Origin of the sequence: Luteimonas qiangzhengi (assembly GCF_039548515.1) — a bacterium.
In the GTDB taxonomy this organism is placed as follows: Bacteria; Pseudomonadota; Gammaproteobacteria; order Xanthomonadales; family Xanthomonadaceae; genus Luteimonas.
The window spans coordinates 19,772-45,866 of sequence record NZ_JBCLVE010000016.1; the positions used below are offsets into that span (position 1 = coordinate 19,772).

Genomic DNA, 26,095 nt, shown 5'->3' on the forward strand with positions numbered 1-26,095 from the left:
TTACTGGATGGTGACGTCGTCGGAGGGGCGGTCGTCAATGGATGGCGGCGATTCCACGTAGGAATCCGGGCTGACATCCATCACCTCCAGGCCCGGGCGCAGCTTGCCGGTGCCGTCCACCACGATCCGGTCGCCCGGCGCCAGGCCGTCAACCACTTCGGCCCGGCCGGCCACGCGTGCACCCACCTGGATCCGCACCTGTTCCACGGTCTGGTCTTCGCCGACCCGATAGACGAAGGTGTCGCGGCCCACCTGCACCACCGAGATCTCCGGCACCACCAGCGCCTCGCGCGCCGGCCGGTCCAGGCGCACCCGGATCAGCATGCCCGGGCGCAGCTCACGTTCAGCGTTGGGGAAGCTGCCGCGCACGGTCACTGCGCGCGTGCTCGAATCCACCCGCGAATCAATCATCGCGACCTCGCCTTCGAAGTCGCGCCCCGGCCACGCCGAGCTGCGGCCGGTCAGCTGCTGGCCCGGCGCCAGATGGGCCAGCTGCACCTCGGGGACGGGGAAATCCACGTACACCCGGGAAATATCATCCAGGGAAGCAATCTCGGTGCCCGGCTGCACCAGCGCACCCGGGCTGACCCGGCGGATACCCAGCACCCCGGCAAACGGCGCGCGGATGGAACGATCCCCCAGGTTGGCGCGGATCTCGGCCACCCTGGCGCGGGCCGCGTCGCGGGTCGCACGCTGGGTATCCAGCATGGCGCTGGCGATCAGCTGCTGCTCGGCCAGCTGTTCCTGGCGCTGGAACAGGCGGTCGGCCTCGTTCGCCGAAGCCACGGCCGCATTCAGCGCCGCCTGCTGCTGGTCACCGCTCAGGGTCACCAGCACTGCGCCTGCGTCCACGATGTCGCCGCTTTCAAAGTGCACCTGCTGCACGGTTTCGCTGACCTTGGCGGTCACCACCACCGATTCGCGCGCCGCCACCGTGCCCAGGGCATCGATGGTGTCGTTCCAGGACTCGTTGGCGACGACCGCGGTGGTGACGGTGGCGGCCGAAGCCGGCCTGCCAGCCGTGGGGGCATCGTTGCCACCGCACGCGGCCAACATCAGGCCGGCAACCAGAAGCGCAGCGTGCGGAAGGATCGAGCGGATTGCGGTGATTGGGCGGAGGCGTTGGATAGGGGGAGTCTGCATACCAGGGGGAGGGATACGGCAACCGGACCGATTCTAGAGGTTGGGGGCGTCATCGCCCTGTGTCGTCCGACACAGGCGGCTGCGACTGGAGTCCTGTCAACCAGTGCACCACCTGCGCGTTACACTCGGGTGCGCCCCGCGGGCGGCCCCTAGGTGCGCCCGGATCCCCCCACTGAAACCGGAGCCCCCCCATGATCCATGAATCCATCCTCGACACGATCGGCAAGACCCCGATCGTGCGCCTGCACCGCCTTGCTCCCGACCACGTCAGCCTGTACGTGAAGGTGGAGAGTTTCAATCCGGGCGGCTCGGTCAAGGACCGGCTGGCGCTGGCCATCATTCTCGATGCCGAGGAGAAAGGCCTGCTCAAGCCCGGCGATACCGTGGTTGAAGCCACCTCGGGCAACACCGGGATCGCTCTGGCGATGGTCTGCGCAGCGCGCGGATACAAATTCGTGGCCACCATGGTGGAGACGTTTTCCGTTGAGCGACGCAAGCTGATGCGCGCCTATGGTGCCCGGGTGATCCTGACCCCGGCGGCCGAGCGCGGCACGGGCATGGTCCGTCGGGCGCGTGAGCTGGCCGACGAACACGGCTGGTTCCTGGCCAGCCAGTTCACCAACACCGCCAACCCGGCCTGGCACCGCCAGACCACCGCAGCGGAGATCCTGCTGGCCTTCGCCGGGCGCCAACTCGACCACTTCGTCACCGGCTGGGGCACCGGCGGCACCCTGACCGGCGTCGGCGAGGTGCTCAAAGTGGCACGCCCGGACGTGAAAGTGGTCGCGGCCGAGCCGGCTCAGGCGGCAATGCTGCAGGGGCAGGAGTTCAGCTCGCACAAGATCCAGGGTTGGACGCCCGACTTCGTGCCCGAGGTCCTCAACCGCGAAGTCGCCGATCGCGTGGTGTCGGTCGACGACGAGGAGGCCATCGCCACCGCGCGCCGGCTGGCGGCGGAGGAAGGTATCTTCACCGGCATTTCAGCCGGCGCCACGGTGGCTGCGGCGCTGGAAGTGGCCCGCGAAGCCGACGAAGGTTCAGTGATCCTGGCCATGCTGCCGGACACCGGCGAGCGCTACTTCTCCACGCCCCTGTTCCAGGACGTCAACGAAGGCTCCGACGACGAGTGGCTGGCCGGCCTGTAACGCGCGGGTCAGCCCTGGCCGTCCCATTCGCCGAGGGCGGCCATGCTGTTGGCGCGGGCGCGGCCGAGCACGATTTCCTGGGCCCTGGCGACGTTTGCTGCCGGGTCCTTGCCCCATTCCTTCAGCGCCGCCTGCTGCATCGCCCGCCCGTAGGAGAACGACAGCGGCCACGGGTGCGGACGCAGCCGGTTCATCGCGTCCAGATGGGCGGTGGCGTCCTCATCGGACTGGCCGCCGGACAGGAACACGATGCCCGGAAGGATCGCCGGCACGCTCGACTTCAGGCACATCAGCGTGGCCTCGGCCACCTCGTCCACCGCGGCCTGCTCAGCGCAGTCGCTCCCCGGCAGGACCATCGAAGGCTTCAGGATCGTGCCTTCAAACATGACCTGCTGGTTGTACAGCGCATCGAACACACCGCGCAGGGTGATCTCGCTGACCTCGTAGCACGATTCGATGTCGTGATCGCCTTCCATCAGCACTTCCGGCTCCACGATCGGCACCAGGCCCTGCTCCTGGCACAGCGCGGCGTAGCGGGCCAGGGCGTGTGCGTTGGCCTCGATGCATGTGCCCGAAGGGGTGTCTTCACCGATATGGATCACCGCGCGCCACTTGGCGAAGCGCGCGCCCAGCCGGTAGAACTCCTTGAGCCGGTTGCGCAGGCCATCCAGGCCCTCGGTGACCGTCTCACCGGGGAAGCCGGCCAGCGGATGGGTGCCGGCGTCCACCTTGACGCCGGGGATGATGCCGGCCTCGGCCATCACCTGCGCGAACGGAATGCCCGCAGACGTGGACTGGCGCAGCGTTTCCTCGTGCAGGATCGCGCCGCTGATGTATTCGCCCAGGCCGGGCGTGCTCAGCAGCACCTCGCGCCAGGCGCGGCGGTTGTCGCTGGAATTGGCCACGCCCACCGCGTCGAAGCGCTTGCCGATGGTGCCGGGTGATTCGTCCAGGGCAATGATGCCCTTGCCCGCGGCCATCATGGCCTGGGCGGTCTGTGCAAGATCTTCGATGCTCATGGGGGAGGTCCGGTAACGTCGCGTGGCGGACCGCCAGTATAGGCCTGCGACCGGGCGCTAAAGCTCGCCCAGCCCTTCGGCGCGGCCGCCCTCGCCCACCCGCAGCAGGCGCAGCGTGTTGGTCGCGCCCAGGGTTTCCATGTGCTCGCCGCTGGTGAAGATGATCCGCTCGCCGTCGGACAGCAGCCCGTCTTCCACCAGCCGCGCCACGCTGCCCCGCGCCGCTTCGCGCGGGGTCTGTCCGCGGCTGTCGTAATCGATCGGGAACACCTCGCGCATCAGCGACATGCGCCGGCGTGCACCGGCGTGGCGCGAGAACGCATAGATCGGCGCAGCCGCACGGAAGCGCGACAGGTAACGGGCGGTGCCGCCGGATTCGGTCATGGCCACGATCGCCCGCACGCCGACGTGCTCGCTCACGAACATGGCGGCCATGGCGATGGCCTGGTCGGCCCGCTCAAGGTTGCGCCCGGTGCGGCCGAAATCGATCTCGTGGGTGAACTGACGTTCGGCTCCCACGCACACCCGCGCCATGGCCTCGACCGCGCGCACCGGATAGTTGCCGGCAGCGGTCTCGGCCGAGAGCATCACCGCATCGGTGCCGTCGATGACCGAGTTGGCCACGTCCAGCACTTCCGCCCGGGTCGGGATGGGGCTGTCCACCATCGACTGCAGCATCTGGGTGGCGGTGATCACCACCCGGTTGCGGGCCAGCGATTCGCGGATGATTTTCTTCTGCAGGCCCGGCAGCTCGGCATCACCGATCTCCACGCCCAGATCGCCACGGGCCACCATCACCACGTCGCTGGCATCGATGATCTCGCCCAGGTTTTCAATCGCTTCGGCGCGCTCGATCTTGGACACCATGAACGCATCCGAGCCCGCCGCGCGGGCCAGGTTGCGGGCTTCTTCCATGTCGGCCGCGCTGCGGCAGAACGACACCGCGATGAAGTCCACGCCCAGTTCTGCAGCAAACCCGATCCACTCGCGGTCCTCATCGGTCAGCGCGCCCAGCGACAGACCACCGCCCAGACGATTGAGGCCCTTGCGATCCGACAGCGGGCTGTCATTGAGCACGCGGGTGATGATGCGCGCGCCTTCGATCGATTCCACCTGCATCTGCACGATGCCGTCGTCGAGCAGCAGGACGTCCCCAGCCGCCAGGTCCTGCGGCAGCTGGGTGTAGCTCACGCCCACCTGGTTTGCATCGCCTTCCTCGACCGAGCCATCGGCCACCAGGTCAAAGCGCTGACCGGCCTGCAGGTCAACGCGTGAATCGCGGAAGCGGTCGATGCGGATCTTGGGACCCGGAAGGTCGGCCAGGATGCCGACTTCCTTGCCGAGCCGGGCCGCTGTTTCGCGCACGGCGGCGGCGCGGGCCCGGTGTTCGTCACGATTGCCGTGGGAAAAGTTGAGCCGCACCGCGTCAACGCCCGCGTTGAGCAGATCTTCGAGCACGCCCGGCCCATCACTGGCTGGGCCGAGGGTGGCAAGGATGCGGGTACGACGCTGGTGGGTTGTCACATTCGGTCTCCGGGGATCGCCCGGAAACCTAGCACAAAGCCGCGCCGCTCCGGCGCGGCACCGGTCTCACTCTTCCGGGCTGCGCTGCTTGAGCGCCGTCACTGCCGGCAGCTGGCGACCTTCAAGGAACTCCAGGAACGCGCCGCCGCCGGTCGAGATATAGCCGATGTCGCCACCGATGCCGTACTTCTCCACCGCCGCCAGGGTATCGCCGCCACCGGCAATCGAGAACGCGTGCGACTTGGCGATGGCACGGGCCACCACTTCGGTACCGCGGCCAAACGCATCAAACTCGAACACGCCGACCGGGCCGTTCCACACCAGGGTGCCGGCCTGGCCGATCAGCTCGGCATAGCGCTTGGCGGTCTTGGGCCCGATATCCAGGATCATCTCGTCATCGGCCACCTGGTCGAGCAGCTTGACCACCGGTTCCGCATCCGCGGAAAACTCCTTGGCCACAACCACGTCCACCGGCAGGGGGATAGTGGCGTGCTGGGTGCTGGCGCGGTCCATGATTTCGCGCGCAGTCGGGATCAGATCCGGCTCGTGCAGCGACTTGCCGACCGGATGGCCCGCCGCGGCGATAAAGGTGTTGGCAATACCGCCGCCAACGATCAACTGATCCACCCGGCCGCACAGGTTGGTCAGCAGCTCAAGCTTTGACGACACCTTGCTGCCGGCCACGATCGCCAGCAGCGGACGCTCGGGATCGTCCAGCGCCTTGGCCAGCGCGTCGAGCTCGGACATCAGCAGCGGACCGCCGGCAGCCACGGCCGCCTGCTGGATCACACCGTGGGTGGAGGCCTGGGCACGATGCGCGCAGCCGAAGGCATCCATCACGAACACATCGCACAGCGCTGCATATTTCTTTGCCAGCGCCGGGTCGTCCGCCTTCTCGCCCACGTTCATGCGGCAGTTTTCAAGCAGCACGATCTGTCCGGGCTGCACTGTTACGCCGTCGAGCCAGTCGCGCACCAGCGGGACTTCGACCTCCAGCAGTTCCGACAGCCGCCTGGCCACCGGCGCGAGGGAAAACTCCCCGGACCACTCGCCTTCCACCGGCCTGCCCAGGTGGGCCATCACCATCACCGCCGCGCCCTGTTCCAGCGCGCGGCGCAGGGTAGGCAGCGACGCCACGATGCGCTGGTCTGAGGTGATGCGGTCGCCGTCGAGGGGCACGTTCAGGTCCTGCCGGATCAGCACGCGCTTTCCGGACAGGTCGAGGTCGGTCATTCGCACGATGGACATAGGAAATATCTGCTCGCGATCAGTGGGTTAAGCGCCCGCAGACCTCGCGTTTTCCCGGTCCACGTGCATGTGACTGCTGCCACAGGCCGCGCATTGTCCGCCTGTTGTGCCGCAGTAGCAAACCGCACCTGGTCGAACCGCTACCCCGTCGCAGGCACATCGCGCCGCGGCGGCGCGGGCGCGAAATACCCCACCGCAAGACACAGCAGTCCGTAGGCGATGAACGACAGGATGCCGGGCAGGTTGCCCAGGTGCTGCCAGTCCACCAGTGCCAGCTTGGCCAGCACCAGCCCCATCAGCACCGCGCCGGCCAGCCACAGGCCGCGCTCGCCGCGCCTGGACCCTGCAATCCACGCTGCCATGCCGAGCAGGCTCCACAACACCGTGATTGAGGTCTGGGCCATGCCGTCGCGCCACAGCGCATCCGACCATTCCACCCCGGTCCAGTGGTGCACCGTACGCAGCACCGCCACGGTCAACAGCGTGAACAGCAGCACACCGGCCAGCAGTTGCGAGCGGGGCGCCTGCGCCGCGAGCTTCCGACGCAGCAGCCAGTTCGCGAACAACGCCCAGCCCAGGACCTGCACCGCCTCCAGCGGATTGAGCAGCGGGATCCACGGCAGCGGCGCCGCATCGCCGGCCAGCGTCAGCCCGTACAGGCACCACAGGCCCAAGCCTGCGAACAGCGCGATCTGCAGCGCCGGACGGGCTGCGTCGAAGCCCTGTCCCTGCGCCAGCCGCAGCCAGCGCCAGCGCCACGTGGCCGCGGCAGCGGACAGCAGCCACGGCAAGGCCCCGGCCGCCCAGCGCCATCCCGGCGCCAGCGACGCCTGCCCGGCCACATGCCAGGCAGAAACCGACACGGCAAGCGGCCAGGCCAGCCACCACAGGCCCTGCGCCAACCGTGCGCCGCGGCCGCCGTCGACGCGCAGGCACCACAGCGCCCGCGCACCGGCCAGCACGAACGCCGCCCACGCCCACCACCCCCCGGGCGCAAGCGGATGCACGCTGTCCCCGGCCATCGCCAGCACCGTCGTCAGCACCAGCGCGAACATGGCCGCGACGGTCGCGGTGAGCGCCGACGCCCGCACCCATCGTCGCGCCTCGGCCGCCAGCCACGCGGTCACCACCAGCAGCACCGCCTGCGCGTGCAGGGCCCAGGCCGACGGCACGTAGCGTTCGATCTCGGCCATCACGGCCAGCAGCCACCAGGCCATCCCCCAGAGAAACGCCAGCAGCGCCGCCCCATGTTTCCCACCGCGCCACAGTGCCCATGCGCTGGCGAACCCGGCCACCGCAATCAGCAGCGCCGCCAGATAAGCCGGGTTGGCGAACATCCGCTCCCCGCCAACCCCGGCCCAGATCATCGACAGCGCATAGGCCAGCGCCGCCAGCAACTGCAGCGCCACGCCGGTCACCTGTGGCAGCCGGCGTCCCTGCTGCAGCCCCAGCCAGATCAGCGCAGCGCCCTCCAGCGCGAACAGGCACCCCGTGACCCGCGCCGAGAACGCCAGCGGCACCGCCAAGGTCGCGAACCCAACCGCCAGGATCGCCTTGGCCACGCCCATGGCGCGCCACTGCGCCCGGGGCAGCAGTGGCCACGCCAGCGCCGCGTACACGGCCGCCAATCCCAGCGCGCACAGCGCCAGTGGGAGCCGCTCACCCTCCAGCAGCAGCGCCTGCAGCGGGAACGCGACCAGCGGCGTGCCAAACACCAGCGCCCCGTCGATGCGGTCATAGCCATGCCCCGGCCGCAGCCGCAGATACAGCAGCGGAATGGCCAGGTAGAACGCGAAGAACAGCAGCAGGAACCCCTGCGCCGTCGGGTAATCGGCCGGCACGTAGCCCAGCACGCCCCAGGCGACACCGATACCCCAGGTGAACGCGAAACCAAGCAGGTTCAGCTCCCGCCACGGTCGCAGCCACGCCATCGCCAGCACGCCGAGGTTGAACAGCGCGTAGTAGGAGAACAGCACCACGTGATCGCCGGCGCCCGTCGACAGCCACAGGGGCGCCATGAAGCCGGCCAGGATGCCGAAGATCGCCAGGGTGCGTGATTCCTGCAGCACCGCCAGTACGCACAGCCCCGCCACCAGGGCCACGCTCAGCGCGAACGCCGGCACCGCAGGCACCAGCCCGTATAGCTGGAACGCCGCAAACACCACCAGCAGCAACACCCCGATCGCCCCGCCCTGCAGGGTCAGCGCAAACGTCCGCCGCTCCTCGCGCTGGCGCCAGCCGAATCCGAGCCCCGCCAGCGCCGCCGCGGCCACCCCCACCAGACGCCACCCGATAGGCACCGCCAGCCAGCCCTGGTCACTGGCGTACTTCAGCAGCGCCGCCACCCCGGCCAGCAATACCAGCATCCCGACCTTCGCAATCACGTTGCCGGTAGTGAACCAGCGCAGCAGCCGCGCGGCTGCGCGGTCTTCGGGAGCGCGGTCATCGGCTGTGCGCCGGGCTGTTGTCTCCGGCCGCTGCGACACAGGCACGGCCGATGCAGAGGTTTGCGAACCGGTTGTCCTGGACGAAGGTGACGGCTCCGGCGAAGGGCTCGGAGTGCCGGTCGACGGATGCGTCGACACTGGCTGCATGTTCACTTCCTGCCGCGCTGACACCGGCGCCGCGAAGTCCGGCACCTGCCCGCGGCCTTCCCCTGACTGCGCAGCCTGCGCCCCCTGCCGCAACTGGACTTCCAGCTCACCCACCCGGCGATGCAGATTGCCGATCATCACCAGCGCCACCACCAGCAGCACCGGCACGGCCAGCAGCCCCAGGGCCAGCAGCAAGATCAACCCTTCCATCGTCCCTGGCCTTCCCTGATCCCTGGCAACGCGAGCAACAATACCCCCAGCCGCCCCCCGACGCCCCGAGCAAACCGAGCCCCGCGCACTCGACACCACTCGCTTCGGCCACGTAGGGCCGACCTACGAAAGCACAGTGACCCCGAGCAAACCGAGCCCCGTCGTGGCCGGGAGGCCTTTGCGCGTAAGTAAAGGAGGAGGCCTGCGCCTTGGCGCAGGCCGGGGGACATGAAGCGCAAAGGCCTGCCGGCCGCGGCGGGGCCCGTCAGGTCACCGCGATCACGACCGAAGAAGCGCACCCCCGAAAAAACCAAAGCCCCGCACAGGGCGGGGCTTCGGGGATGGCGTTGCAGCGGATATCTCACCGCAACGCCAGATGTCACGCGGCTTCGCGCGTGGCGCGCTCCTACAAGGGCAGCAGCGCGCGCAAATGCAGGAGCACGCGGCTGGGTCAGCCAGCGACCACGCGGACCATTTCCAGACACTTGTTGGAATAGCCCCACTCGTTGTCGTACCAGGCCACCAGCTTGACGAAGGTCTCGTCCATCTGGATGCCCGCGTGCACATCGAACACCGAAGTGCGCGCATCGCCGCGGAAATCGGTGCCGACCACCATCTCCTCCGTGTAGCCCAGCACGCCCTTCAGCGCGCCTTCCGACTGCGCCTTCATCTCCGCGCAGATCTCCTCGTAGCTGGCGCCCTTGTCCAGCTCAACGGTCAGGTCCACCACCGACACGTTGGAGGTCGGCACCCGGAACGACATGCCGGTCAGCTTGCCGTTGAGCTCCGGAATCACCTTGCCCACGGCCTTGGCCGCACCGGTGGACGAAGGAATGATGTTCTCCAGGATGCCGCGGCCGCCGCGCCAGTCCTTCTGCGACGGGCCGTCCACCACCTTCTGGCTGGCGGTGGCAGCGTGCACCGTGGTCATCAGGCCGCGCTTGATGCCCCACTTGTCGTTGAGCACCTTGGCCACCGGGGCCAGGCAGTTGGTGGTGCACGAAGCGTTGGAAATGATCGCCTCGCCGTTGTACTTGTCGTGGTTCACGCCGTACACGAACATCGGCGTGGCGTCCTTGGACGGCGCCGACAGGATCACCTTCTTTGCACCAGCGTCGATGTGCTTCTGCGCACCCTCGGCGGTGAGGAAGATGCCGGTGGACTCGATCACCACGTCCGCACCCACTTCGTCCCACTTCAGGTTGGCCGGATCGCGCTCGGCGCTCAGGCGGATGCGCTTGCCATTGATGACCAGATAGTTGCCATCCACCGACACGTCGCCTTCGAAGCGGCCGTGCACGGAGTCGAAACGCAGCATGTAGGCCAGGTAATCCGGCTCCAGCAGGTCGTTGATGGCCACGACCTCGATGTCGCTACCGAAATTCTGCACTGCTGCACGCAGCACGTTGCGGCCGATGCGGCCAAACCCGTTGATGCCAACCTTGATCGCCATGAGCTACTCGACTCCTGACCACCGCACCGGGCGGCGGATTATGGGTGGGGATAATCCGCCCATTTTAGCAGCTGCGCAGAAAATAAATTTGCGCTCGCCTTGATCACGGTCAACGACACGCTGTTTTGGAAACGCGAAAGTAGCGGGGCTGTTTGAACCCAAGGAAAAACATGAAACTGCTCACCCCCACTTTGCTTGCCATCGCAGCGGCCTGTTTCGCGCTGCCCGCCGCCGCCCAGTCCGCCGGCGACTGGACCCTCGCCTTTGGTGCCCACCAGGTCGCCCCCAAGAGTGACAACGGCTCATTGGCCGGCGGCACCATGGATCTGGACATCAGCAGCAGCGTCCGTCCGACCATCGCTTTTGAATACTTCCTGGCCGATGGCTGGGGCCTGGAAGTGCTGGCGGCCACTCCGTTCAGCCATGACATCAACATCGACGGCCTGGGCAAGGTTGGCAGCACCAAGCACCTGCCGCCCACCGTCAGCCTGCAGTACCACTTCAACCGCGAAGGCACGGTGCGTCCGCTGCTGGGCCTGGGTGTGAACTACACCACCTTCTTCAGCGAAGGCACCACCGGCGCGCTGACCGGTTCCGATCTGGACCTGGGTGATTCCTGGGGCCTGGCAGCGCATGCCGGTATCGATTTCGACGTCGGCGAGCGTGGTGCGATCCGTGTGGACGTGCGCTGGATGGATATCGACAGCGACGTGACAGTGGACGGCGTGAAGCTTGGCACCGCCAACATCGACCCGCTGGTCTACGGCGCGGCCTATGTAGTCAAGTTCTGACCTCCCGCTGGGGTTCAACCCCCGGCACCGGCGCCGCCGCGGCTCTCCCCCCGCGGCGGCGCTTCTTTTTGTGCGCGGCTACAATCCCATCCATGAGAACCCTCCTGTTTGCCGCACTGCTGTGCGTGATTGCCGCCCCCGCCCCCGCCCACGCTTGGAGCGCCCGGGGCCACCGTCTGGTGGGCCATGTGGCCGAATCCGGCCTGACTCCCGCCGCCCGTGCCGAAGCGGAAAGGCTGCTGCAGGGCGAACAGGACGCAGAGAAGCGCTCGCTGGCCGGCATCGCCACCTGGGCCGATGAGCTGCGCGGCTCCGACCCCGTCCTGGGCCGTCGGAGCGCAGGCTGGCACTACGTCAACATCGGCGAGGACGACTGCACCTACCAGGCGGACCGGCATTGCCCCGGCGGCAACTGCATCGTCGCTGCGATCGACGACCAGGCCGCCATCCTTGGCGACCAGTCGCGCAGCGATGCCGAGCGCCTGCAGGCGCTGAAATTCGTGGTCCATTTCGTGGGCGACGTCCATCAGCCCATGCACGCCGGCTACGCCCATGACCGCGGCGGCAACGACGTGCAGCTGAACCTGCGCGACGGCACCCGCAACGGCTACGGCACCAATCTGCACGCGCTGTGGGACGGCGGGCTGTTCTACAACCTGCGTGAGTCCGAGGAGCGCCACCTGCGCGAACTGGGCAAGCTGCAGGTCAGCGTGCCGCCGGCCGATGCACCCGCCACCTGGGCCGAGGAGTCCTGCCGCATCGCCGTGGATCCATCGGTAGCACCACAGGACACGCGCGTCGGCATGGACTATGTCTACCGCTGGCGGCCTGCAGCTGAAGAGCGCGTCGTGATCGCCGGCCAGCGGCTGGCGACGCTGCTGAACCGCTTGCTGGACCGCGGCCCCTGAGGCACCCGTCTTGACCCGCCTACGCTTCCCATTTCTGGCACTGGCACTGGCGCTGGCACTGGGGCTCGTCGGCACGCTCGTCGCCTGCGACGGACGCGATGACCCGGCGGGTCCGGAAGAACAGGCGCTGCTGGTCTTTGCCGCTGCCAGCCTGAAGGAATCCCTGGACGAAGCCGGCGCCGCCTGGACCGCTGCCGGGGGGCCGCCGCTGCGGGTGTCCTACGCCGCCAGCTCCACCCTGGCCCGGCAAATTGCCCAGGGGGCGCCGGCCGACGTGTTCATTTCCGCCGACCGGGAGTGGATGGACTGGCTCGGCGAACAGCAGCTGATCGACGCTGGCAGCCGCCGCGACCTGCTCGGCAACGATCTGGTGCTGGTGGCTCCCGCCAACGGCAATGTGACGCCGGTGGACCTGGAAGCCGGGACCGACCTGCTGCCACGACTCGGAAATGGACACCTTGCCCTGGCCATGGTCGACAGCGTGCCGGCCGGCAAATACGCCCGCCAGGCGTTTGAATCGCTGGACCTGTGGCCGGCACTGGCGCCCCGCGTGGCCGAGGGTGACAGCGTACGCGCGGCGTTGATGCTGGTCGCGCGCGGCGAGGCCCCGCTGGGCGTGGTGTACGGCAGCGACGCACGGGCCGAACCGCGGGTGCAGGTGGTGGCGACCTTCCCCGCCGGCTCGCATCCGCCCATCGTGTACCCGGCGGCGCGGACCGCCGCGAGCAGCCATGAGGGCGCCACGGAATTCATCGGCTGGCTGTCCTCGCCCGAGGCCGGCGGGATCTTCCGTCGTCACGGCTTCAGCGTCCACTGAGCCGGCCGCCGGATGTTCACGCCCGAAGAACTGACCACCATCGCCCTGAGCGTGCGGGTGGCCGGCGTGGCCGCGCTGGCCAGCCTGCCGCTGGCCGTTGCGGTGGGCTGGCTGCTTGCGCGCAAGCGCTTTCCGGGCAAGGCGCTGCTGGATGCACTGGTGCACCTGCCACTGGTGCTGCCCCCGGTCGTGGTGGGCTACGCGCTGCTGGTCACCTTCGGCAGTCAGGGCGCGGTGGGCCAGTTTCTGGAACGCTTCGGGATTGAGTTTGCCTTCCGCTGGACCGGCGCCGCGCTGGCCGCGGCAATCATGGGTTTCCCGCTGATGGTCCGCACCATCCGCCTGTCGATCGAAAACGTCGATCGCCGGCTGGAGCAGGCCGCGGCCACCCTCGGCGCATCGCCGTGGCGCCGCTTCTTCACCATCACCCTGCCGCTGGCCTGGCCTGGCCTGGTGGCCGGCGCCGTGCTCGGCTTTGCCAAGGCGCTGGGCGAATTCGGCGCCACCATCACCTTTGTGTCCGCCATCCCGGGGGAGACGCGCACGCTGTCCACCGCCATCTACGGCCTGATGCAAGTGCCCGGCGGCGAAGCCGGGATCTGGCGCCTGGCGGCGGTGGCGGTGCTGATCTCGTTTGCGGCCCTGCTGGCTTCGGAGTGGCTGGTCCGCCGCCAGCGCGGCCGCGAGGACGAGCCATGAAGGTTCATGCGGCTTCGCGCGCATGGCGCGCTCCTACGGGGGGTGTGCTGTGCTGAGCGTGGATATCCAGCTGCGTCGCGGGGGCTTCGCGCGCCATGTGCGGATCGAGGAGGATGCGCGCATCCTTGCCCTGGTCGGGCCTTCCGGGGCCGGCAAGACCTCGGTGCTCAATGCCATCGCAGGGCTGCTGCGCCCGCAGGCGGGACGCATCGAAGTCGACGGCCGGGTGCTGTACGACAGCGCGCGCGGCATCAACCTGCCTGCCCACCGTCGCCAGGTGGGCTACGTGTTCCAGGATGCCCGGCTGTTTCCGCACCTGGATGTGCGCAACAACCTGCTCTACGGGCGCCACGCCGGGCGCGGGCAGGCGCGGCGGTTCGACCTCGATGCGGTCGTCGGGCTGCTCGGCATCGGCGCCCTGCTGGAGCGACGCACCGCCAACCTTTCCGGCGGCGAGGCCCAGCGGGTGGCGATCGGCCGCGCACTGCTCTCGCAGCCTGAAATCCTTTTGTTCGATGAACCGTTTTCGGCGCTTGACGAAGCCCGGCGCGAGGAATTGATCCCGTGGCTGCTGCGGGTGCGCGACGAGATCCGCCTGCCGATGCTCTACGTCAGTCATCACGCCGAAGAAGTCCGGCGCCTGGCCTCAGCCATTCACAGGCTGGACTGAAGCCAGGCGGCTTCGCTCAGACTTCGGAGCTTTCCGATTCCTCCGGTTCCTCCGGCGGGTCAAGGTCGAAGTGCACCGGCACGCGCACCCAGCCTTCCACCGGCTCGCCATCCTTGACTGCCGGCGTGAACTGCCATTTGTGCGCCGCCTCGACGGCCACCGCATCAAAGACACCTGCCGGTACGGACTCTTCCACCACCACGTCCTTGACGCTGCCATCGGCGCCCACCAGCACCCGCATCACCACTTTGCCGCTGGTCTGCGAAGCGATGGCGTCGGCGGGGTAGCGTGGGGGCGCGAGCGCCCACGATTCCTTCTGCACACCCGCCTCCTGATCGACCGGGGCAACCGGTGTCTGGCTCGACCCGGTTGCCGCCGTTGCGACTGTGTCGGCGGGCCGGAAGGCCCATGCGCCGTAGCTGGTGACCGATACCAGCACACAGACCGCGACGGCACCGGCCCGGCGCACACGCGCCCCCGGTTCTGATTGCTTCAACATGAGGATTCTCTCCTTCAACGATTGGCTGGACTGCCAATGGCAGCCGACCGGCAGTCCAGGGACGGCCAGCTGCACGTTCAACATGGCGCCCGCGTACTGGCGGCGAGCGTGGGGATGGCCTGCGACCACGGTGGCGTCGCAGGCCAGCTCCTGATCGAGGCGGAAGCTGCGCGCGGCCAGGTGCAGCAGCGGGTTGAACCATTGCAGGCAGCGCAGGGCAGCCACCAGCAGGTTGGCGCGCGTATCGCCCCGGGCCACATGGGCGCGTTCGTGGGCGAGGACCAGCACCGCCTCACCGGGGCCGAAGCGTGATTCGAAATCAGCGGGCAGGACGATGCGCGGCCGCAGGGCGCCGACTACCGCAGGCCCGGGCACGCCTTCCCCGCGCCAGGCACCGTCGCCGCCGCGCTGGAGACGGCCAAGGCCGGTCACGAATGCCCGCTGCTGGCGGCCGAACCACAGCGCCGACAACACGGCACCGACCAGCCACATCCCTGCCACGAGCAATGGCCATCCGATGGCGGTGTTCGCCGCGCCGGAGGCGGTGCCTGACGAAGCGACCACCAGTACGCCGGGATGCAGGGCCAGCAGCTCGGGTGCCAGCGCCAGGCCGGCGCCGGGACGCGGCAGGACGGCGACCATCAGCGCCAGCGGCACCAATGCCCACGCCGCATAGGCCACCCTGGCGCCGAACAGGTGCCGCAGCGCAACGCGCACGATCAGCACCAGCACGACCGCCGCCGTCACGGCCAGGGTCCCGTCCATCAGCCAGCGCAGCATCAGTTCAGCGCTCATCGTCGATCTCCCCGATCAGGCGTTTGAGTTCATCGATATCGTCCTGGCTGAGCTTGCCGCGCTCACTGAAGTGCGCCACCAGCGGCGCAACCCGGCCGCCAAACAGGCGATCAAGTACGCCTTCACTCTGGCTGGCGACCCAGGCATCGCGGGTCAGCACGGGCGAATACAGATAGCGCCGACCGTCGCGCTCGGCGCGGATCGCGCCCTTCTTCAGCAACCGGTTGAGCAGGGTCTTGATGGTGGGCTCGGCCCAGTCGCTACGCGCGGCGAGCGCGGCGACCACTTCATCGGAGCCGAGCGGGCTCCGCCCCCAGAGCACTTCCATCACGATCGATTCGGCTTCGCTGACCTGCATTGTTTACACCTGTAATCCGATGAGCCAGAGATTACACTTGTAATTTGTCGTGTCAAGCGGGGTGTCGGGGGCGTAGCCCCGACCTACGGGGCCGGACCATGCCGGCTACGCTTCAATCGTCCTGCGGTTGATCGGCGATAATGGCCGCATGAAAAACAAGCTTGAGCAGATCAACGGCGCCCTGCAGGCCATGGCTCCCACGCACCTTGAGGTGCTGGACGAAAGCCACATGCACAGCCGCGGGCTGGAAACCCACTACAAGGTGGTGATCGCCAGCGAGGCCTTCGCCGGGAAGATGCGCGTGCGTCGGCATCAGGCGGTGTATGCCGCGCTGGGCCCGCTGATGCAGGAGATCCACGCGCTGGCCCTGCACACCTACACGCCCGAAGAATGGGCCGCCCAAGGCGCAGCGCCCGAATCACCGCGCTGCCGCGGTGGCAGCAAGCACGACGCCGGCGCCTGATTCCCCTGCCCTTCGGGCCGGGGAAATCCCGTGGGCCGGGCCCCGTGCGTCGGGGGCGTAGCCCCGACCTACGTGTACCGGGTTTTTCGTAGGTCGGGGCTACGCCCCCGACGCCCCACGAATCACGCGACCCCGCGTTCGCCGCGCCCCATGCATCCCTCGCGTCGGCCGCGTAGGGCCGACCTACATTCAGAGCGCCGTGGCGGCTTCAACGATCGCCTCGGCCGTAAACCCGAAGTGCTTGAACAGCACGTCGCCCGGCGCGGATGCGCCAAAGCGGTCAATGCCGATCACCGCGCCGTCCAGGCCCACGTACTTGCGCCAGAAGTCGGTGATCCCGGCTTCCACCGCCACGCGCTTGCGCACGGCGTTCGGCAGCACCGACTCGCGATACGCCGCATCCTGACGGTCGAACACGTCGGTCGACGGCATCGACACCACCCGGGTGGACGTGCCGGCAGCGTCCAGCGCGGCCTTGGCCTCCATCGCAATGCCCACTTCAGAGCCGGTCGCGATCAGGATGACCTCCGGCGCGCCGCTTTCGGCGTCGGCCAGCACGTAGCCGCCGCGGGCGATCTGCTGGACCTGCTCGTCGCTGCGGGCCTGGTGGGCCAGGTTCTGGCGCGAGAACACCAGGCAGCCCGGTCCGTCGTGGCGTTCAATGGCGGCCTTCCATGCCACCGCCGATTCCACCGCATCACATGGACGCCAGACATCGTTGTTCGGAATGGCGCGCAGCGACACCAGGTGCTCCACCGGCTGGTGGGTGGGGCCGTCCTCGCCCAGGCCGATCGAATCGTGGGTATAGACGTGGATCGCACGCGCGCCCATCAGCGCGCTCATGCGCACCGCGTTGCGGGCGTAGTCGGAGAACACCAGGAAGGTAGCGTCGTAGGGCAGAAAGCCCCCATGCAGTGCCAGGCCGTTGCTGATCGCGCTCATACCGAACTCGCGCACGCCGTAATACACGTAGTTGGCGTCGCGGCCCTCATCGGGTCCGTACTCGCCGGCTACATCCTTGCTGCCGCTCCACATGGTGAGGTTGGAGCCGGCCAGGTCGGCCGAACCGCCCACCAGCTCGGGCAGGTGCGGGGCATAGGCTTCGATCGCCATCTGCGAAGCCTTGCGCGAGGCGACCGTCGGGCCGTCGGCCTGCAGCTTGGCGATGTAGGCGTCGGCCGCGACGGTGAAGCCTTCCGGCAGATCGGCACGTGAGCGGCGCAGCAGCTCCGCGGCCAGTTCCGGATGGGCCTCGGCGTAGGCGTCGAACACCTTGTTCCAGCGCGCCTCGCGCTCGCTGCCGGCTTCGCGGGCGTTCCAGTCTTCGGCCACCGGCTGCGGAATTTCGAACGGACCGTGCTCCCAGCCCAGCTGCTTGCGCGTGGCGGCGATCTCGTCTGCCCCCAGCGGCGCGCCGTGGGTGGCTTCGCTGCCGGCCTTGTTCGGCGAACCGAAGCCAATGGTGGTGCGGCAGCAGACCAGCACCGGACGGTCGTCGCTGGCGGTCGCGGCCTGGATTGCCGCGTTGATGGCGTCCGGGTCATGGCCGTCAACGTCGCGGATTACGCGCCAGCCGTAGGCCTCGAACCGGGCCGGGGTGTCATCGGTGAACCAGCCGGCGGTATCGCCGTCGATTGAAATGCGGTTGTCATCCCAGAACGCCACCAGCTTGCCCAGGCCCCAGGTACCGGCCAGCGAGGCAACCTCGTGCGAGATACCCTCCATCAGGCAGCCGTCGCCGAGGAACACCCAGGTGCGGTGGTCAACGATGTCATGGCCGGGGCGGTTGAAGCGCCGGGCCAGCAGCTTCTCGGCCAGCGCGAAACCAACCGCGTTGGCGAGCCCCTGGCCGAGCGGCCCGGTGGTGGTTTCCACGCCGTCGGTGACGAAATTCTCCGGATGTCCCGGGGTGCGGTGGCCGAGCTGGCGGAAGTTCTTCAGCTCCCCGATCGGCAGGTCGTAACCGGTCAGGTGCAGCAGGGCGTAGATCAGCATCGATCCGTGCCCGTTGGACAGCACGAAGCGGTCGCGGTTGAACCACTTCGGGTTGGCCGGGCTGTGGCTCAGGTGGTCGTTCCACAACACCTCGGCGATGTCGGCCATGCCCATGGGCATACCCGGGTGGCCGGACCTGGCGGCCTCGACCGCGTCGATGGCGAGGAAACGGATGGCGTTGGCGAGTTCGCGGCGAGTCGGCTGGGTCATGGAATCCGGCAGGTAGTGGACGGCGCCCCGTGGCGCAGGGGCGCTTATTATCCCATGAGCGTCTGACCCGGAGCGCCTGACCCGGTCCTGCGCTCAGACCAGACCGGATTCGGCTGGTGCCGGTTCGCCCTCATCCAGGCTGATGTCGTCCTGGTCGTAGCGGCCCTCGCTACGCCCGATCACCACCGCCCCGGCCATATCACCGCCGATATTGACCATGGTCCGACACATGTCCAGGAACCGGTCCACGCCCAGGATGATCGCCAGGCCCTCGGGCGGAATATTGAACATCACCAGGATCGCGGCGATCACAGGCAGCGATCCACCCGGCACGCTGGCCGCGCCGATCCCACCCATGATGCACATGATCAGGATCATGACCTGCTGGGTCAGGGTCAGGTCCACGCCGAACAGCTGGGCCAGGAACAGCACCGTCACACCTTCATAGAGCGCGGTGCCGTTCATGTTCACCGTGGCGCCCAGGGTGCAGACAAATCGCGCCACCCGCCGGGGCACGCCGAGGTTGTGCTCGGCCACCTTGAGCGAGGTCGGCAGCGTTGCCGCACTGGACGACGTGGAAAACGCGGTCAGCAGCGCCGGCTGGGCGCGCTTGAACACCTCGATCGGATTGCGCCTGCCAATCAGCGCGATCAGGACCGAGAACGTGCCTGTGAAGTGGATTGCCAGCGCCAATGTTACTGTCAGCACGAACCAGCCCAGCTGCACCATCAGGTCCAGGCCCATGCGCGCGGTCAGGGTGAACAGCAGCGCGGCCACGGCATACGGCGCAGTGCGGATAACCCAGTCGATCAGCTTCAGGCTGATGTCGAATACACCCTGCACCGCGCTGACGAAACTGCGGGTGCCGACGCTGTTCACCACGGTCGCGGCGACGCCGAACATCAGCGAGAAGAACATCACCGCGATCAGGTCGTTGTCCGCGGCCGCCTGCACCGGGCTGCGCGGGACCATGTTCAACAGCATGTCGACCACACCAACGGGCTGCGCGCCAACGGCCACCGACCCTGTCTGCGCCGCATCGGCCATGAAGGCGTCGCGCAGCGCGGGGTCGATACCGGCGCCCGGCTGCATGATGGTGGTCACCACCAGGCCGATGATCACCGCGATGGTGGTGGTCCCCAGCACCCACAGCAGCGCCTTGGCGCCCAGACGTCCCAGCGAACGCGGATCACCGATTTCCACCACGCCCAGGATCAGCGCCGAGAACACCAGCGGCACCACCAGCATGAACAACAGGCGCAGGAACAGCTGGCCAATCGGCTCGGTCACGTACTCGATCGTGCCCTGCAGCCAGCCCGCCTCGCCACTGACGAACACGTTGGCGGCCAGGCCCAGCACGGCACCCACGGCGAAGCCGATCAGCATTTGCGTGTGCAGCGGGATACTGCGACCGGGCGCCTTGGTTGAAGTCATTGGCACTGCACTCCGGAAAGTCGGGAATCGGGCAGCTTAACAAAGCCGCAACGCGTTCCGGTCCTGCGGATGATGATGATGACTTTGGTCACGCCCGGCCTTGCAGGCACGTACAACCGATCAGTCCGGATACAGCGGGGGCACCGGCTCCTCCGGGCGCTGCGCGGCATCAGCGCCGCTCCAGCGCGGCCCTTTGGCAAACGCCGTGCGCACGCCGGAGCGGGCCTTGGCGGGCTCTCCACCGGCCCAGCGCGCACGCTGCAGGCCTTCGATGGCGGCCACCTGGACCGGATCACCCAGACGCACGCGCAGGGCATCCAGATCTGCCACCGGTGGCGATGCCAGTGCGCACAGGGCCTGCTCCACATCCCCAAGCTCGCCGGTATCCAGGCTGAGCTTGAGCCGGCGCATCCCGGCCCGTTCCGTGCCGCCCAGCGTCGGCAGTACGGCAGAACCACCCTTCCTGACGGGGTCGGACACGGGTCGCCGGTGCAGCGCCCAGATCAACGTCACCAGCCACAGCAACGCGAACCCCGCCGTCGCCACCGCCCAGGGCCGGACTTCGCCCTGCACCCCGGGCACCCGGATCCAGCGCGCTTCATCGCCAGCGGAAGTCGCGCCGCCGGTGCCGCCCGCTATGCCGGGTTCCACAGTGATGGCCAGCGGTGGCAGCGCCACCGTGCGCGCGACGCCGGCCTGTGCGTCCCACCACTCGAACGGCTCCATCCCGACCTGCAGGCGTCCGGCCTCACGGGGCAGGATGGAAAAGCGTCGGGTCAGCACCACCTGCGGCCGGCCGCGATCGAAGTGCTCCTGGATGCCGGGCGGCTCGGCGAACACCTGGGCGCCATCACCTGCGCGCAACGTGGGCTGGGGCATCTGCGCCGCGGTGGCGCCATCCGCACGCAGCTCCACCACCACTTCCAGCGCTTCGCCGGTCCGTGCTGTCTGCGGTGCTTCGAGGAAACGGCCCTCCAGCCCACGCAGCGGCAGCCACGGGGTCGGAGCCGCATCCGGCATAGGCCGCACCTGCAGCCGCTGCGACTGGCCGGTGGCGCGCAGGCTGCGCGGCGCGTTGCCGAACATGTCATCGAAAAAGCCGCCGGCCCCGCGTCCGCGGAAATTCGCCGGCGGGATCTCCAGCACGCCGCTGCGCTCGGGCAACAGCAGGAACCTGCGCTCGACCACCCTGTAGCGCCTGCCGGCGATCTCCCGGCTGTACTGCAGGTCGTCACCGATCCGCTGCAGGGCGGCGCCTTCCGGCTGCGGCTGCTCCAGCTGACCCGACACCAGCGAAGTGGCGTAGTACAGCCGCAGCACGTAGCCCACCGCCTGCTGCACCCAGGCCTGGTCGGTATCCAACTCGGCCTCGATGAAGGCATCGGCCCCTGCCTGCGCGGGAGTATCTTCTGCCGGCAAGACAGTCAGGGTCAGCGCGGCAGTGCGCTCCTGGTGCACCTGCAGCGGAGCAATACTGACCACGCCCTCGCGCCGCGGCCGCAGAGCCACCGCAAACAGCGATTGCGTCCGGGTCTGGCCGTTGACCTGTTCAACCCGGCGCGTGCTGGTATGGCCGCTGACTTCAAAATCCGCATCCAGCGGCGACCAGTCGGGCGCGGTCACCCCATCCTGGTCGGTTTCCACGTTGAGGGTGGCCGTTTCCCCAAACGCGATCCGGTCGCGGTCCAGCCAGGCGCGGGTATCGGCGCGCGCCGGCATGGCCGACAGCAGCGTCAGCAGGGCGATCAACACGAGGGCGGTGGGCAGCGGGCGAAACATGGGTTCAGTCTGCCCCTTCACGGACGCGGCGTTCATGCTCGAGCCTGAACCGGGCGCGCAGCAGGCCGCCGGGATCGTCCGGAATCCGCCGCAGCCAGGCTTCGTCGGCCTCGCGACGCTCCTGCTCGTGGATATCGTCCAGCGCCTGGCGCGCATCCTGCGGGTCTTCGTCCGATGATTCACCCCCTTCCAGAGTCTGCTGCATCTGCTCGCGCAGGGCCTCATCGGCGGTTTGCTGGGCATCGGTATCGGCGGGATCCGGCCGGGCGGAATCCGGCTGCAGGTCGGCGTCGCCATCTTCCTGCGTCTGGCTGTCCTGCCCGTGGCTGCTCTGCTGTCCGTCCTGTTCCTGCCCCGGATCCTGATCTGTGTCCTGATCCTGTGCCCCGCCCTGCTGGCCTTCACTGCCGGGCTGCCGGGATGGCTGCGGCGGCTGTTGCCCATCGGCATTCTGAGGATCAGTGTCGTCGCCCTGTTCGTTGCCCTGGTCACCAGACGGCGGTGACCGCTTCTGCAGCGCCTCCTCCACCACCCGGCGATTGGCCACTGCATCTTCCAGATCCGGCTGACGTGCGAGCGCTTCGTCATAGGCTTCAAGCGCCGGCTCCAGGTGCCCCGCCCTGGCCAACGCGTTGCCGCGGTTATAGGCGTCGTCCACCCCGGGCAGTTCGGCCCAGATGCGGGCGGCGGCCTCGTATTCCCCGCGGCGGTAAGCCTCCACTGCGGCCAAGCCGCGCGCATGGCCAATCTGGTCGGCGCGACGCCACAGGTCGCCCTCAGGGGCACCTTCACGGGTGCCGGCCTCAGGAGCCGGGGCCTGGGTTTGAGCCCGGACCTGGGCGTGGGCTGGAACCAGACCCAGCGGCAGGCCCAGCATGAGAACCAGCAGCAACAGGCCGCCACCGCGGCGGAACGCCAGCGCCGCCAGCAACATCAATGGCAGCAGCAGCCAGTAGCCCTGATCGGCCCGGATGCCCGCGCCTGCGCCGCTGTCCGCTCTGTCCACCCGCGCCCCATTACCCAGGTTGGCGAATTCCTGCGCGCCGTCGGCTCCGGCCAGCGCCACGAATCGCCCGGCGCCTGCATCGGCCAGCGCCTGCAGTGCCCCGGCCGCCATGTGGCTGTGCACCACGCGACCACGCGCATCGCGATGCATGGCGCCTTCACCGGTGCCCAATCCAAGCACCGACACGGTGTATCCCGTCCGCGCAGCCGCGGCGGCGGCGCGCCGGGCGCCCGCGTCGGCATCGTGGGTCAGTACCAGGATATCGCCACGCTCCAGCCCCGCCTGCGCCAGCAATCCAGCCGACCAGGCAATGGCGCGCGCCGGGTCGCTGCCGTCGGTGGGCATGATGTCCGGCGCCAGCGCATCCAGAAAGATCGCCACGTTGTCCACATCACCGGTCAGCGGCGCCACCGTATGCGCACTGCCGGCAAAGGCCACCAGCGCCACCTGCCCGCCGGTCCTTGCCTCAAGCAGGCTGTCGATGACAGCGCGCGCCTGCAGCAGGCGCGATGGCTGCAGGTCCGCGGCGCCCGTCGCGCTGGACAGATCCAGCGCGATCACCAGCGGCGAGGCCTCCTGCCACAGCTGCTGCGGCTGCACGCGCCAACCCGGGCCGGCCAGCGCCAGGACAGCCAGACCGAATGTGGAAACCCCCAGCACCGCGCCCGCCACCCGCCGCCGCCCGGATCCGGGCGCCAGCAGGTGCGGCAACAGGTGCGGATCAACCCGGCGGTGCCATGCATCCTCGCGGCTGCGCCGGCGCACCCACCACAGCGCCAGCAGTGGCAGGGCCAGCAGCAGCCACAGCCAGTGCGGACGCATGAACTGCACTTCGGCCAGCGTCTGGATCATGGTCCGCCCCCGGGATTCACTGCCCGCGCGCGCGATGCGAGCGGCCGCCAGCGGCCGTGCCTGCCCAGCATCGCCAGCAGCGCACAGGCCAGCGCCAGGCCAAGCGGCCATGGATAGACCTCGATGCGCGGGCGCGCCGCGGGCCCCGGCCGCTCCACCGGCTCAAGCCGGTCGATTTCGGCGTAGATTCCCGCCAGCTCCTGCGCGTCACGGGCGCGGAACATGCGCCCGCCGGTGGTCTCGGCCACGGCCTGCAGGGTGGCTTCGTCAATCTCATCGCCGCCGCCAGGCATCGGCAGGCGATAGCCGAACATCGACAGCTCGCCGCCGGCGCCGCCGAAGGCCACGGTATGCACCCGCACGCCGTAGGCCCGAGCCAGCTCAGCGGCCTTCAACGGCTCCAGCAGTCCCGCCGTGTTCACCCCATCGGTCAACAGCACCAGCACCCGCTCGCCCGCTTCACGCTCCGAAGCTTCACCGTCCGCGGCGTCCCGGTCACGCAGCCGCTTGACCGCCAGGCCAATGGCGTCGCCGATCGCGGTTTCACGTCCGGCCAGCCCGACCGTGCTGTCGATCAGCTGCTGACGCACCGTATCCAGATCATGGGTGGGCGGTGCCAGCACGTAGGCGCGGCGGCCAAAGACCAGCAGCCCCACCAGATCGCCCTCGCGCCGATCCAGGAAGTCGGCAAGCACCGCCTTTGCTGCCGTCAGGCGGTCCACGGGGCGGCCCCCAAGCAGCATGTCTTCATCGCCCATGCTCCCCGACAGGTCCACCGCCAGCATCAGCTCGCGTCCGATCCGCGGCGGCTGCTGCGGATCACCCAGCTGCTGCGGACGCGCCGCCGCCAGGCACAGCAGCACCCACGCCAAGGCGGCGAACGCGAGCGGCCAGCTCCGCAGGGGCTGTCTGTCGCGTCCGGGCCTGGCGGACGCTTCCGCCAGCCGTGCGGCGTGGGGCATCCGCAAGGCTGCACCAGACGGCCGGCGCGGCGGCAACAGGCGCCAGGCCAACCACGGCAGTGGCAGCGCCAACAGCGCCCAAGGCCAGGCGAATCCCGCGAAGGCTGCAGGCAACCAGTTCAATGCCGCCCCCCGGCCAGGCGCAGGAAGCAGGCGCGCGTCGCCTCATGCAGCGCCTGCAGATCCACATCACCCAGGTCACGGCGATAGCCGCCCTCGAGCAGCATCCTGCGTGACTGTCCGTCGAGCTGGAGGATGGCGGGGTCACGCTGCAGGTAGGCAAGCCATGCGTCGCCCTGCAGGGTGGCGGCCGCCGGGTCGTGTTCCCGCACCGCCCGGCGCAGCAATTCGGACATTGCCGCGATGCGCTCCGGCGCCGTATCCACAGTGGCCACATGACTGTCGAACATGTTCCGCAGGCTGCGCTGGCGCCGCACCCGTCGCCACAGCAGCGCGGTGATCACTCCCGCGACAATCAGCACCAGCAGCGCCAGCATCCACCAGCCGGGGGCGGGCGGCCACCAATCGGGGGCGGCGGGAACATGGATGTCACGCAGCGGAAGCGCGTCGCCGGGAATCATGCGCGCGCGGCCCCCGGAACGGAGAACAGCGGCAGCCACTCGTCCCCTGGGCTGTCGCAGGGCAGCGCCATCGCGCGGACGCCGTAGCGGGGCAGCTGGGCGAGCGCGGACTCCAGCGGCGTCGCGAAAGCGCCAGCCCAGAGTGCGCGCCCGGATCCACTGCCCAGATCAACATCCCGCCGGGCGCCTTCAATCTCCAGTGCCAGCGTTTCTGCCGGCGGGTCGGACTCCAGCGGATCGACCGGCAACAGCACGGTCACCTGGTTGTGCATGGACAGCGCTGGCCAGCGTCGATCAGGAACGGCCGCCAGGCTGGCCGGGTCGGCCAGCACCAGCAGCCGCGAGCCCGGTCGCAACACCCGCGCTGCATGTTCCAGGGCGACATCCAGGCCTTCGTCCTCCGGCGGCGGCTGCGCGTACCAGCGCACCAGCGCATCCAGTACACGCAGCGCGCCACGCGGGCCGGCGGCCGGCTTCACCGGAGGCTCCGTGGAGCTGCCGCGCAGTGCCGCCACCCGATCGCCATCGCCCACTGCTGCCCACACTGCCAACGCACCCGCGCGTGCCGCCTGCACCGACTTGAAGCGCACCCGGGTACCGAAATACAGCGCCGGCGAGGTATCGGCCACCACCAGCGTCACCCGCTCGCGCTCGGCCTGGAACAGCTTGGTATGCGGCTTGCCGCTGCGCGCGGTGACCCGCCAGTCGATGTGGCGGGCATCGTCTCCAACGGCGTACTCGCGGGACTCCGCATATTCCATCCCCCGCCCGCGCAGCGGCGAGGGTGCCTGGCCGGCTCCCAGCTGTCCCCGGCGCGGCGGCCTGCGGGCGAGTGCCGCCGCACGCAGCGCTACCAGTTCGGCGAGCGTCGGCTGCACCCCGCTGAACGCTTGCTCCGGCTTTGATGTCCGCTTGCTGTGCATCCGTCTGCGCCTGCAAG

The 26,095-nt window shown here is 68.8% G+C and carries 22 protein-coding genes; 7 read left to right on the plus strand and 15 right to left on the minus strand.

The window, feature by feature from the left end:
* Entirely contained in the window at window positions 1-1,056 is a 1,056-nt protein-coding gene (locus WCE59_RS12520; protein ID WP_343259112.1) for an efflux RND transporter periplasmic adaptor subunit, read from the minus strand.
* A 278-nt stretch (window positions 1,057-1,334) separates the two neighbouring features.
* Here WCE59_RS12520 and cysK point away from each other — a divergent pair, with 278 nt between their 5' ends.
* Complete coding sequence (gene cysK / locus WCE59_RS12525) at window positions 1,335-2,288, plus strand: cysteine synthase A (RefSeq protein WP_343259113.1); 954 nt, start codon at window positions 1,335-1,337, stop codon at window positions 2,286-2,288.
* Between the two features lie 8 nt (window positions 2,289-2,296).
* On the opposite strand, the gene WCE59_RS12530 is transcribed toward cysK, so the two are convergent.
* From WCE59_RS12530 to gap, 5 genes are all read right to left on the minus strand, one after another.
* Entirely contained in the window at window positions 2,297-3,307 is a 1,011-nt protein-coding gene (locus WCE59_RS12530; RefSeq protein ID WP_343259114.1) for a class I fructose-bisphosphate aldolase, read from the minus strand.
* Window positions 3,308-3,364: 57 nt separating this feature from the next.
* Window positions 3,365-4,831, minus strand: a complete 1,467-nt coding sequence (pyk, locus tag WCE59_RS12535; protein ID WP_343259115.1) for a pyruvate kinase — start codon at window positions 4,829-4,831, stop codon at window positions 3,365-3,367.
* 66 nt (window positions 4,832-4,897) lie between these two features.
* Window positions 4,898-6,079, minus strand: coding sequence for a phosphoglycerate kinase (locus tag WCE59_RS12540; RefSeq protein WP_343259116.1), 1,182 nt, complete (start codon window positions 6,077-6,079; stop codon window positions 4,898-4,900).
* A gap of 140 nt (window positions 6,080-6,219) precedes the next feature.
* Complete coding sequence (locus tag WCE59_RS12545) at window positions 6,220-8,883, minus strand: DUF2339 domain-containing protein (protein ID WP_343259117.1); 2,664 nt, start codon at window positions 8,881-8,883, stop codon at window positions 6,220-6,222.
* Window positions 8,884-9,334: 451 nt separating this feature from the next.
* Window positions 9,335-10,336, minus strand: a complete 1,002-nt coding sequence (gene gap, locus WCE59_RS12550; protein WP_343259118.1) for a type I glyceraldehyde-3-phosphate dehydrogenase — start codon at window positions 10,334-10,336, stop codon at window positions 9,335-9,337.
* Between the two features lie 170 nt (window positions 10,337-10,506).
* Between gap and WCE59_RS12555 the strand changes: the two genes are divergently transcribed.
* The 5 genes from WCE59_RS12555 (at window position 10,507) to WCE59_RS12575 (ending at window position 14,221) form a co-directional block, all read left to right on the plus strand.
* Window positions 10,507-11,127 carry an OmpW/AlkL family protein gene (locus tag WCE59_RS12555; RefSeq protein ID WP_343259119.1) on the plus strand — a complete coding sequence of 207 codons (621 nt, stop codon included), beginning with the start codon at window positions 10,507-10,509 and terminating at the stop codon, window positions 11,125-11,127.
* Between the two features lie 83 nt (window positions 11,128-11,210).
* A complete protein-coding gene (locus tag WCE59_RS12560; protein WP_449284167.1) occupies window positions 11,211-12,035 on the plus strand; it encodes a S1/P1 nuclease in 825 nt (274 codons plus the stop codon).
* A gap of 10 nt (window positions 12,036-12,045) precedes the next feature.
* Window positions 12,046-12,852 carry a molybdate ABC transporter substrate-binding protein gene (gene modA, locus WCE59_RS12565; RefSeq protein WP_343259121.1) on the plus strand — a complete coding sequence of 269 codons (807 nt, stop codon included), beginning with the start codon at window positions 12,046-12,048 and terminating at the stop codon, window positions 12,850-12,852.
* Window positions 12,853-12,864: 12 nt separating this feature from the next.
* Window positions 12,865-13,551: a molybdate ABC transporter permease subunit gene (gene modB / locus WCE59_RS12570; protein WP_343259122.1), complete on the plus strand. Its 687-nt coding sequence runs from the start codon at window positions 12,865-12,867 to the stop codon at window positions 13,549-13,551.
* A 49-nt stretch (window positions 13,552-13,600) separates the two neighbouring features.
* A complete protein-coding gene (locus WCE59_RS12575) occupies window positions 13,601-14,221 on the plus strand; it encodes a molybdenum ABC transporter ATP-binding protein (RefSeq protein ID WP_343259162.1) in 621 nt (206 codons plus the stop codon).
* A gap of 16 nt (window positions 14,222-14,237) precedes the next feature.
* On the opposite strand, the gene WCE59_RS12580 is transcribed toward WCE59_RS12575, so the two are convergent.
* Together WCE59_RS12580 and WCE59_RS12585 are read right to left on the minus strand one after the other, a co-directional pair.
* Complete coding sequence (locus tag WCE59_RS12580) at window positions 14,238-15,515, minus strand: TonB family protein (protein ID WP_343259123.1); 1,278 nt, start codon at window positions 15,513-15,515, stop codon at window positions 14,238-14,240.
* A complete protein-coding gene (locus tag WCE59_RS12585; RefSeq protein ID WP_343259124.1) occupies window positions 15,505-15,873 on the minus strand; it encodes a BlaI/MecI/CopY family transcriptional regulator in 369 nt (122 codons plus the stop codon). The genes WCE59_RS12580 and WCE59_RS12585 overlap by 11 nt, the downstream gene beginning before the upstream one ends.
* A 148-nt stretch (window positions 15,874-16,021) precedes the next feature.
* Here WCE59_RS12585 and WCE59_RS12590 point away from each other — a divergent pair, with 148 nt between their 5' ends.
* Entirely contained in the window at window positions 16,022-16,336 is a 315-nt protein-coding gene (locus WCE59_RS12590; protein WP_343259125.1) for a BolA family protein, read from the plus strand.
* A gap of 189 nt (window positions 16,337-16,525) precedes the next feature.
* On the opposite strand, the gene tkt is transcribed toward WCE59_RS12590, so the two are convergent.
* The 7 genes from tkt to WCE59_RS12625 form a co-directional block, all read right to left on the minus strand.
* A complete protein-coding gene (gene tkt / locus WCE59_RS12595) occupies window positions 16,526-18,541 on the minus strand; it encodes a transketolase (protein ID WP_343259126.1) in 2,016 nt (671 codons plus the stop codon).
* Between the two features lie 93 nt (window positions 18,542-18,634).
* The gene (locus tag WCE59_RS12600; RefSeq protein WP_343259127.1) at window positions 18,635-19,975 is read right to left on the minus strand and encodes a dicarboxylate/amino acid:cation symporter; all 1,341 of its coding nucleotides are present in this window, start codon (window positions 19,973-19,975) and stop codon (window positions 18,635-18,637) included.
* Window positions 19,976-20,095: 120 nt separating this feature from the next.
* Entirely contained in the window at window positions 20,096-21,754 is a 1,659-nt protein-coding gene (locus WCE59_RS12605; protein ID WP_343259128.1) for a BatD family protein, read from the minus strand.
* A gap of 4 nt (window positions 21,755-21,758) precedes the next feature.
* Entirely contained in the window at window positions 21,759-23,612 is a 1,854-nt protein-coding gene (locus tag WCE59_RS12610; protein ID WP_343259129.1) for a VWA domain-containing protein, read from the minus strand.
* A complete protein-coding gene (locus tag WCE59_RS12615; RefSeq protein WP_343259130.1) occupies window positions 23,609-24,697 on the minus strand; it encodes a vWA domain-containing protein in 1,089 nt (362 codons plus the stop codon). The genes WCE59_RS12610 and WCE59_RS12615 overlap by 4 nt, the downstream gene beginning before the upstream one ends.
* Entirely contained in the window at window positions 24,694-25,155 is a 462-nt protein-coding gene (locus tag WCE59_RS12620; protein ID WP_343259131.1) for a DUF4381 domain-containing protein, read from the minus strand. The genes WCE59_RS12615 and WCE59_RS12620 overlap by 4 nt, the downstream gene beginning before the upstream one ends.
* Window positions 25,152-26,078, minus strand: a complete 927-nt coding sequence (locus WCE59_RS12625) for a DUF58 domain-containing protein (protein ID WP_343259132.1) — start codon at window positions 26,076-26,078, stop codon at window positions 25,152-25,154. Before WCE59_RS12625 ends, WCE59_RS12620 begins: the two co-directional genes overlap by 4 nt.
* Window positions 26,079-26,095: the final 17 nt, after the last annotated feature.